Here is an 8,278-nt window from a genome sequence, read left to right on the forward strand (position 1 = left end):
AAAATTGGATAATGAATAAGCTTGAACAACTGCGAACAAAAATAGTAAAAGCTCCGTTGTCTTCTGTATTTGTCGGAGCAGCAGTTATTGGAGCGATTTTGTTCAATATTGGAATCAGGGGAATTCTAACTTGATATTCTTTATTAAAAAGGAGATGTAGCGTTATGAAAGAGATTGCAAGCGGTGCAAGTCTGCTTCTATTGATTCAAGGAGTTGGAGGTATCATTAACCGATTGGCAGGCGGGGGACCGAGTTGGTTTCTCGTCAATTACATCGAGGCATTGCAAGGATATGAAATTATTGCCAGTATAATTTTAGTGATATTGGGAGCAATTATTGGTGTGGGTTCGCTAAAAATAAAAGGTAAAGATGACTAGCCTATTATCTCTTCAAGACCTCATAGTTATTGAATCACCACAACATGGATGTAACATCCCTTAAGGCATTAGCGAAACCTAACCGGTTAGCTATCATTGAATTATTATGGGAACCCCCTCTAACAGTTTAATGTCCTCCCACTATAAATTAATGTTTTCTTTCATTTGCTCACGATTTCTTAGGTTTTCAACTTCGACTTTTTTGAGAGATGGCGATATTATGTTGGTATGACATGTTTTTCTGGCCGAGCCGGTTGCGGGAATAAAGCTTGGAACTCAATTTCCAATCTATGGATAACGATGGTATGTCCGCACCTTGGATATCCACACCATTCCCTTGAAGGCTTACCCTCCCATGTCACACTGGGTCTTAGCCCTCACATTGCTTCGTCCTGCCTCTCAAGGGGTGGACGCCGCTTCTTGCTCCTTGACTGGGTCGTTGCCCTTATGGAATAATTCCTTGCGGCTGCTCCGTGCTTCCGTTGTCGTTGTATAAAACCTACTTTTTCGTTGGCAAATGAATGAAGTTCGAATCTGGTTTTATGCTGCCATCTGAAGCTGGGACTGGCGTACCGGCCCCAGTACACATTCCAAGACCCAGCATACAGGAATGGCTCCTTATAAAAATATTTGAATCAAACGTTGCTCTTCCGCCATTCTTCTTGATTTAATTCCCCGTTTATTGCAGCTGCGGATACAGCACCTGAAGCAGCTGCAACAATAGATTGGTGTAAGTGTGTAGTTGCATCCCCTGCTGCATAAACACCAGGTACACTAGTTTTTCCAAACTCATCGACTTCAATGATTCCAGTATCCAACATCCGGCAACCAAGGGCAACTGGCAAATCCGATCCAAGTTCCAATTCCGGCTTGAAGAAAATCCCTGTGCACGAAATTTCCGTCCCATCCTCAAGCTTGATATGGCTTACCATGCCTTGATTTGATTGGATTGAATGTATTGGTGCATTAAATACCGGGATATTATGTGCGCGCAATTCTTCACGTTCCGCTTCACTCAATTCATCGAGACCATTTGTACAAACTACTAACTGCTTCGACCACCCAGAAAGCAATGGGACAAAATGCATTAATGTCGCTCCTCTGTTTATGACAACTAATTGCTGATCCCTTAGTTCCCAGCCATCACAATACGGGCATACAAACGCACTCTTACCATAGACCTCCGCCAACCCTGGTATACCAAGATCACGATCCTTCATTCCGATAGCAAACAGCAGTTTTCTAGTGGCTATCTTCACCCCCGAAACAGTTTCCAACAAAAATTGTCCATCTTCCCCTTCTATCAACTTGACGATATCTTCCAGATGTGAAACCGATGGATAAGTGCGAAGCTGCTCTTTTGCAATATTTCGAAAGTCATGTGGGCTAATGCCATCACGTGTTAAAAAGCCATGAGCCTCTCTAGTCACTGCATTACGCGGTTGGCCCTCATCAATAATCAATGTCTTCTTTCTAGCACGTCCTAGCACAAGTCCAGCACTTAAACCTGCAGGACCTCCTCCAATAATAACAACATCAACTTCCTTCATGATTAACTCCCTTCCACTTTAGTTTAACTTTCCATAGGTGAAGTGATTACTCAGTATGATGCATGGGCTTATTTTCAAAATGGCAAATCTACGGCGTAAACTCGATTTGTCATTTTCTGCATATTTTATTCTAGACTTAACTTTTATTAAATAGTCTATCCAATTTCAAGTAATCTAACATGTACTTTGCAAGTGTTATGACTGAAAAAATCAACATTAAAATTATTGTGATGGAAGCGCCGGGTGGTGTACCCAATTCATAAGAAGCGACTAAACCACTTAACATGCCAACAAGCGCAATGACCATTCCATTTAATATGATAAGTGTTGTTTTTCAAAGGCAAACACAATCAAAGTACACGCCTCTTTCTTCATCCGCCTGAATATCATGCCCATCTGGATCAAAAATTCCCGCTCTTCCGGAACCGCCATTGTTTCGTACAACGCGTCCCTTATGCGGGAACTCATCGGATGTAGGCGCTTTGGTTGATTCATCCTCATGAATAATTAAACATGCTTTGCTCTTCTAACTGAATGAGCACTTTGCCGAAGCGCCCTCCTTGTTTGATTGGGATCGTTTTTCCAGGATAAGTTTGATCCAGATAATCTTCAATGATGGCCTGCGTATTCTCATCTACTGGATAATTGTAAAAGTTAAGCCAATGTAAAACCTCTTGAATGGCTTCCGCACGAGACACAACCCTGGCTTTCATTTCTTTTGTGACGAGTGAATGAAAGGCGTACCCTTTTAGATAAAGCAGCTGTAGCAAATACATCATCTCGGAGTTTTGATGCTTGTTGTATGAATGGTTTAACAGCGGTAATATTTCAAGGGTGAGGCTGTGTTCTTTAGGACCTGCTGCCAAGCTGATATAACAAAATTTTCGAGCGCAGCTGATCACTTTCTCCACCATCTCCCAGTCTGTGATCGCTGGGCACATTGACACAAAGACAAAATCAAAAGCTTGGTTCCAGCCTAATGTCTTCGTATCCATATCTTCAAAGGCTGCGCGCACGATCTTTACCTTACCGTCGGCCCATTTTTGATTGTTGTGCGCCAATAGTTCTGTGAACGGAAGCGACGGCTCAACGGCGGTCACATCTGCTCCTCTTTGTGCAAAGGGAATAGAAAATATTCCAGAGGCCGCTCCGATGTCAAGGACAGAGGCGCCATTAAAATTTACGCCTTGATTTTCCAACCAGCCGATAATACGTGCTGACCGTCTTCTTCCTTCATCGTTGAACGATTGCTCATTGTAGTTTTGTGCCGCGATGGCGCCAAAAGTGAATCTAGGCTCGATCCCTGCTGATTTCATCAAGTTTACACCTGTCGTTTGGTCGTCCTTCCAAGCTTTTTCCCAAGCAGCTTCGTTGCGTAACATTTCGATCATCTAGCTTAACACCTCATTTCTTAATGTAAAATGTAAATGGATTTCAGCTTAAGCCTCAAGCTGTTCTCATTCCCCTTCTAATTCTCCTTCAAGCTCAAGGTATTTTTGCCGCAGCTGATTCAGAACTTGTTCATCCGGTGTCCAGTACCCTCGCTGCTCGCTTTCCAGCAATGTTTCGATCATCGCATGGTAAGCCCAGCGGTTGTTGTCCTGCATCTTCTGACCAAGCTCTTCATCAGCCACATAGACGTCATGCAGACGATCGAATACCCAAGGTTCTACTTTTCCAGTCGTGGCTGCAAGTCCCAGTACATACTCGAATCGGCTGGCCATTACCTTTGCACCATGATAAGGATGCTTCAAGAGATCGTTGATCCATTTCGGGTTAGTTAAGCGAGTCCTTACTCCGCGTGCAATCGCATGTTCAGCTGATTCTGTCTTGATGTGCTCCCTTGTCGTATCCGTAATATGAATGTCTGCTTTCCGACCTTTCATCACTTCCACAGACTTTGCCAAGCCGCCAAAATACTCATAATAGTGGTCCGAATCCGTTACTTCCCATTCATGACTGCTGCGAATTTGCGACACGATATCCACCGCCAGCATATGAGAACTGTACAATTCTGGCTCCGCCTGTCCTCGTGCCAGTGCGCTGTATATATGCTGCTGGCTGTCCGTGTATGCCGCGCCAAGTTCAGACTCCTCGTTCCATTGCTTCTTCTCGATCATCTGCGTCACCGTCGTGCCATACTCGCCTTCTGCCGGGCCGAAGATGCGGGCGCACGCTAAGTCATGCGCTTGACTTGCCTCATATCCAGCAGCAAGCAGCTCCTCCTCCATGCTTCGCGTATGGGCCTTGAACCAATTGTGCTCATCCGGTTCATCCAGCTCCGAAACCTTGCGGAATAGCTCATGTAAATCTTCCAGCAAATTCGGAAACAAATCGCGAAAAACCCCAGTAATATGCACCATGACGTTCAAGCGCGGTCGGCCTAATTCCGTAAGCGGGATCACTTCATATTCTGTACGGAACGTTCCGACTCCCCCGCCCATGCGAACCCCCATATAATGCAGGATTTGCCCAATGGTTTCCCCTTGTGTGCGCGACGTCTCGATCCCCCAGAGGATGACCGCTGTCGTGTGCGGATAGTCCCCGTGCTGCTTGCGATATTGCTGTATGGAGTTCTCGGCGACAATCGCCCCCCGTTCAGCAGCTGTGTGACTAGGCACTAAGCGTGGATCGAATTGGTACAGATTGCGTCCGGTCGGCAATATTTCAGGTGTTCGCAGCACGTCACCAGCGAGCTTAGCTGGCACGTACCGGCCTTCCAACGCCCGCATCAGCCCTTCTGCTTCCTCATTTTGCAATGATCTTAGGTAAGCTTCGTAACCGTACTCGAGCGAAGCTTCCAACTGCTTAAGCCAATCTGGATGTTCACTCTTATACATGTCCGGGATTGCCTTGTTTGACACATAAGCGGTCACTAACGCATTCGCTTCCTCATCGAGCTGGCGCAGCAAGCTCACATGCTTGCCCGAAGTTAGCGCATCCGCCCGAACGCCTTGACGTTCAGCGAGCAGTCCGCGAATTGAGCGAATATTTCCCCGCTCGTGGCGAAGCACGAATTGCATATGGTTCAAAGCGACTTCAGGAGAATAGCTGTCGCCAAGCACATGCAGTCCACTAGGGATGAGCGAACGCTGCATGCGATAGAGCTCCTCCTCCATGTGTTCTACAGTCTCCGCGTAGAAGTTAAGCGACTTCGCTACCGACTGCAGCTCTTGTAGAATCGCCTCACATCGTTCCGGCGCGAGCTGCTTCGCTTCACGATATTCGTGCAGCAAGGCTTCAAGCTCACGCCATTCGCCATACAGCTCAGCTTCAGTAAAAGCCGGCGCCTGATAGCCGATCAATACGGCATGGCTGCGCCGCTTGGCGATCATCGCTTCGGACGGATTCCCTACGTAATAGTAGTACAAATTTGGCAAATCCCCGAGTAAGTCATCCGGTACACAGTCCCCAGACAGAGCGACCTCTTTCCCCCGCTGAAACTCTAAGGTGCCGTGTGTCCCGATATGGACGATGGCATCCGCTTGAAACTGTTCACGAATCCATTGATAAAACGCAGTATATTGATGCGTAGGTAGTAACGAACGATCGTGCAGTGACTTCTCTGGATCCTCATGGATACCGCGTGAAGGTTGCAGGCCGATAAACACTTGGCCGATCATTAGACCGGGTATGAGAAAGGAGCCGTTGTCCGTCATGATGTCACCAGGCGGCTGACCCCAGCGGCTTATCGCTTCTTCTCCCCAAGAACGTCTGGATAGCTTCTGTGTGAAATGGGGATCCGCATAACGGATCAACTGACTCGAAGCTTGAGGATCAGACCATTTTGCGGAATTGACTAGACCGCCCTCTATAAATCTGGCACGCAGCTCCGCCGCTGACAGTTCCTCGGCACGATATCCTTGCTGCTTCAGCCAGCTCAATAAACGTGCTATCGATTCGAATGTATCCAGAAAGAACCGCCGAAGACCGTTCCTTCGCCTGGGGGATAATTGTAGCCAATGAGCGCCAGCTTCTTCTCTGCATTGGGCTTGCTCCGCAGGGCAAGCCAGCGGCGGATGCGATCTGTCAAGCGTTTCGTCCGTTCAGGGATAAGTGCAAGCCGCTTTAGCGGAACGTTTAGCTCGGCGTCTTCTCCGTCTTCCTGCAGTGCCGCTATCGGAAACATCTCCACGCTCACGTCAAGCTCCGGCAGCATGACCTGAACGAGCAGCAAAGAAGGCTCAAGTCCACTCGCAGACTGTCTCCATTCTTGTTCCGTTCTACTGTTCAACAATAGCGGATGCAGCATCGGCACATCGAGCTGTTCCAGCATCTGCACAGCCCCGTCCTGATTTCCTCCACCGGGACCAATCCCAAGTCGGAAAGGCAGTAGGTTCACGATAAGGTCGACTTGGTGACCGTCGCCAAGTAGAACTCGTGAAGACGGTCGAGCGGAATGTTCATCACTGAAGGAAACGCGATCGGCATGACGTTCACGAAAGCTTCCAATTGTTCCTTAAAGCTGCGCAATACATTCTGCGGTATCGAGCGGATTGCTATTCCCAAGATATAAAATCGCGACATTCGGCCGGCCTTCGTCGTAGCGATTGCTTTGCCGGTAGCTGGCTGCAGACGAGTAAACCGTGCGACTGCTCGGCTCCATAATCGTTAACTCCCGAACATATACCGGATCCTTAGGCTCCGGCAACAGGTGACAGCTGCCATATTCTCGGCCAGCCAGACAAATCAGACCGAGCATATTGTCAGTACCTCCGCCACGCCAATATTCGGTAAATCGGACGTAGTGTTCATAATCCGTCTTACCCTCATCCATTCCTTTTTAGTTTAACTTTCCATATGTAAAGTGATTACTCAGTATAATGCATGGGCTTATTATCAAAAAATTTATATTATACAGCTAGTAGAGCTTCCCGAAAATGCCCCAATCGTAACTATAAATCCCCCTTCCTCTCGTTATAAATGATAATGCTTCTCATATATTTTCTTCTGCAGACACATTACTTCTTAATTACACAAAACAGATAAAACCAAATCTTTTTCTCCATATTTGAATAACTTAATGGTTCTTTTCTGCATATTTCATTCTAGACTTGACTTTTATTAAATTGTCTATCAAATTTCAAGTAATGTAACATGTACTTTACAAGTGTTATAACTGCAAAATCAACATTAAAATTAATGTGATGGAAGCGCCTGGTGGTGTACCCAATTCATAAGAAGCGACTAAACCACTTATCATGCCAACAAGCGCAATGACTATTCCATTTAATATGACACCGTAGAAGCTTTTGCTTAACCGCAGCGAGATAGCTGCAGGTAATATGATAATGGCCGAGACAAGTAATGCCCCGACAATTGGCATGATTACGGCTATTGTGACCCCTGTTAAAACATTAAACAAAATCGACATCGTTTTAATAGGCAGGCCAGCTGTAAAAGCTGTTTCCTCATCAAACGTAAGGACATACATAGGTCTTCGGTAGATTAAATATAACAATCCGATCATGATCGTTAATCCAAGTAACATCCATATTTGTTCTTTGTTAATCGTAACAATTGAACCGAATAGAAATTGCGTTATACTTAATGTAGCTCCACTATCACTCATACCCATCAAAACAAGCGCTGCTGCCATTCCGACAGACATTAATATGGCAATCGAAATTTCAGAATATGTGCGATACATTTGACGCAAAAATTCAAGTAGAATTGCGATGATGATTACCACGAGAATGTTGGTCCATGTCGGATTGATACCAATTAACAGACCTAGCGCTACCCCGGCTAACGAGACATGGGATAAAGTATCTGCTATTAGCGATTGCCTGCGCAATACCAAAAACAATCCTAATATTGGAGCGATTAATGAGATTAAAAATGAAGCCTGGAAAGCTCTTTGCATGAATCCATAGAAAAACATCTCCAAGGCGAGTCCTCCTTCCGTATCAACTCAATGTGTTTATTAGCGTAGTGACGAATCTCTTCATGATCGTGTGTAACCATTAAGATACCCTTGCCATGTACTGTACTATTGTGCTTCAATAATTTATAAAATTCATCACGTGAACGTACATCCATTCCAATTGTAGGTTCATCTAATATAAACAAATCTGGATCTGTTGAGAACACACGGGCAATGGATATCCGCTGCTTTTGTCCACCTGACAATTCTCCTATCTTTTTATGACGCATCTCCCACATTCCCACTGATTCAAGGGAGCGACGAACATGCTCTTTATCTTCTTTATCTAACCTTTTAAACCATTTGCCTCTTTGATAACGCCCTGACTGCACCAGTTCTAGTACAGTGCTCGGGAAACCTGCATTAAAGGAAGCGACCTGTTGGGAAACATAGCCTACGACTAACGATCAAGTCCATTTTTGTGT

At 45.7% G+C, this 8,278-nt stretch carries 4 protein-coding genes and 3 pseudogenes; 1 reads left to right on the forward strand and 6 read right to left on the reverse strand.

Annotated features, from left to right (window positions below):
• Positions 1-164: 164 nt before the first annotated feature.
• Positions 165-377: a hypothetical protein gene (locus tag PACILC2_RS22295; protein ID WP_210095477.1), complete on the forward strand. Its 213-nt coding sequence runs from the start codon at positions 165-167 to the stop codon at positions 375-377.
• Positions 378-1,012: 635 nt separating this feature from the next.
• Here PACILC2_RS22295 and PACILC2_RS22300 read toward each other — a convergent pair.
• The 6 genes and pseudogenes from PACILC2_RS22300 to PACILC2_RS22320 all read right to left on the reverse strand — a co-directional run.
• Positions 1,013-1,927, reverse strand: a complete 915-nt coding sequence (locus tag PACILC2_RS22300; protein WP_213530946.1) for an NAD(P)/FAD-dependent oxidoreductase — start codon at positions 1,925-1,927, stop codon at positions 1,013-1,015.
• 136 nt (positions 1,928-2,063) lie between these two features.
• Positions 2,064-2,228 (reverse strand): annotated as a pseudogene (locus PACILC2_RS29575) (zinc ABC transporter permease); the annotation flags it as partial.
• A 196-nt stretch (positions 2,229-2,424) separates the two neighbouring features.
• Positions 2,425-3,318: a class I SAM-dependent methyltransferase gene (locus tag PACILC2_RS22305; RefSeq protein ID WP_054819293.1), complete on the reverse strand. Its 894-nt coding sequence runs from the start codon at positions 3,316-3,318 to the stop codon at positions 2,425-2,427.
• Between the two features lie 66 nt (positions 3,319-3,384).
• Positions 3,385-6,704, reverse strand: a pseudogene (locus PACILC2_RS22310) (cobaltochelatase subunit CobN).
• 336 nt (positions 6,705-7,040) lie between these two features.
• Positions 7,041-7,817, reverse strand: coding sequence for a metal ABC transporter permease (locus tag PACILC2_RS22315; protein ID WP_213530948.1), 777 nt, complete (start codon positions 7,815-7,817; stop codon positions 7,041-7,043).
• Positions 7,763-8,257: pseudogene (locus tag PACILC2_RS22320) on the reverse strand (metal ABC transporter ATP-binding protein); the annotation flags it as partial. The gene PACILC2_RS22315 and the pseudogene PACILC2_RS22320, both read right to left, overlap by 55 nt.
• Between the last annotated feature and the right edge of the window lie 21 nt (positions 8,258-8,278).

It is taken from the genome of Paenibacillus cisolokensis (genome assembly GCF_018403665.1).
GTDB classification, from domain to species: Bacteria; Bacillota; Bacilli; order Paenibacillales; family Paenibacillaceae; genus Paenibacillus_AH; species Paenibacillus_AH cisolokensis.